2 protein-coding genes are annotated in these 1559 nt (G+C 29.8%); one reads left to right on the top strand and one right to left on the bottom strand.

Annotation, left to right across the window (positions count from 1 at the left end):
• Positions 1-138 precede the first annotated feature (138 nt).
• Positions 139-804 carry a fused MFS/spermidine synthase gene (locus QLS31_RS16210; RefSeq protein WP_282744704.1) on the bottom strand — a complete coding sequence of 222 codons (666 nt, stop codon included), beginning with the start codon at positions 802-804 and terminating at the stop codon, positions 139-141.
• A 61-nt stretch (positions 805-865) separates the two neighbouring features.
• Between QLS31_RS16210 and QLS31_RS16215 the strand changes: the two genes are divergently transcribed.
• Complete coding sequence (locus QLS31_RS16215; protein WP_282744705.1) at positions 866-1417, top strand: 1-acyl-sn-glycerol-3-phosphate acyltransferase; 552 nt, start codon at positions 866-868, stop codon at positions 1415-1417.
• Positions 1418-1559: the final 142 nt, after the last annotated feature.

The following is a 1559-nucleotide window of genomic DNA, read 5'->3' on the forward strand; positions in this document are numbered from 1 at the left end:
TTATTACAATAACGATAGAATCAAGTCTAATTTAAACAAAATGAGCCCGATACAATATCGAGCTCATTATTATCAAAATTAATTATAAATTTGTCTAAACTTTTGGGTGCAGTCTAATAAAATAAAAAGGCTTTTGTATTAGGCTATTTTTTCAATAACAATCAACTCATTATGAACTTCAACTCTAGGAATGGTTCTTATTTTGAATTGGTTATTGTAAAATTCAGAAACGTATTTTTTATTTCTTAGATTTTGGCTTTCGTTCAATAGCATTGTATTGAAAAGAATAAAACCGCGACTTTTTAAAAGGGAACAAATTCTATTGGTGAAAAAAGTTTCAAATAGAAAACTAGGCATTGTCGTATCTTGAAAAATATCGATAATAATTAAATCGTATTTGGTTTTGGTTTTTAAAACAAATTCGAAAGCATCATCAATTACAATTTCAAGATTTTTTACTTTATCTAATTTAAAATAGGTGTTGGCAATATTTATTATTTCCGGGTCAATTTCTACTCCAGTGATTTTCCCTTTGTATTTTATTTCATCGACCAAAGTTTTTATAACGCTTCCACCGGCAACTCCCAAAACTAAAATATGATTCATTGGAACTATTTTTTCATAGCCAATGTTTTTTAATCCTAATCTTAAGATGCGCTGCAAACTGCCATACGAATAATTTGCATTTTCAGAATCTAAAACCAATTCCCCATTTGCCCAAGTCACCTCTATTGATTTACTCAACGAAGATTTGGTCTCATAAATTTTTATTGGAATTAGATAACTGAATATTTTTTTAATCATTGGTGGCAGTTTTACTCAAAAATAAGATATAAATTATTTATTTTGTACTAAATAATAAAGAATGAAGAAACAATTTTACAAATGGATATTTTTCAAGCTTATGGGTTGGAAAATAGTTGGGACAATTGATGCGGATATCAAAAAATGTGTCATGATGGTGATGCCGCATACAAGTGCGCATGATTTTTATTTGGGAATTTTTACCAGAGGAATAACCGGATTAGAAATGAACTGGGTTGGTAAAAAGGAATTGTTTCGTTTTCCTTTCGGATTTTATTTTAGATATATGGGCGGCGAACCATTGGATCGTTCTGGAGGTTTAAACAAAGTCGATTCTATTGCGGCAATTTTCCAAAGAAAGGAAATTTTTCGTTTAGCTGTTGCTCCGGAAGGAACCCGTGAAAAAGTTACGGAACTAAAAACCGGATTTTATTATATTGCTTTGAAAGCAAATGTTCCTATTATTCCTGTAGCTTTTGATTTTGGTAAGAAAGAGGTAAATTTAGGAAATCCAGTTTTTCCTTCTGGCAATATAGAAAGCGATATGACTATTTTGAAAAAACATTTTAAAGGTGTTGAAGGTAAAATTTCAGAAAAAGGATATTTATTTTAGCAAAAGTTATAAAAGTATTAAAAGGTTAATTGATTGTCCGTTTTTAGTCATAATCCTGTAATACTTGCTATTACTAGCCTATCGAATAATTTTTCCTCAAAATACCGTCTGTTAAGCTTGTAAACGAACTCGTTTAGGTATA

The organism is Flavobacterium sp. XS2P24, from assembly GCF_030010285.1.
Lineage (GTDB): Bacteria > Bacteroidota > Bacteroidia > Flavobacteriales > Flavobacteriaceae > Flavobacterium > Flavobacterium algoritolerans.

What these genes read in the sequence shown, in the direction of transcription:
- QLS31_RS16210 (WP_282744704.1), bottom strand. Translation starts at nt 804, where the DNA reads ATGATTAAAAAAATATTCAGTTATCTAATTCCAATAAAAATTTATGAG.
- QLS31_RS16215 (WP_282744705.1), top strand. Translation starts at nt 866, where the DNA reads ATGAAGAAACAATTTTACAAATGGATATTTTTCAAGCTTATGGGTTGG.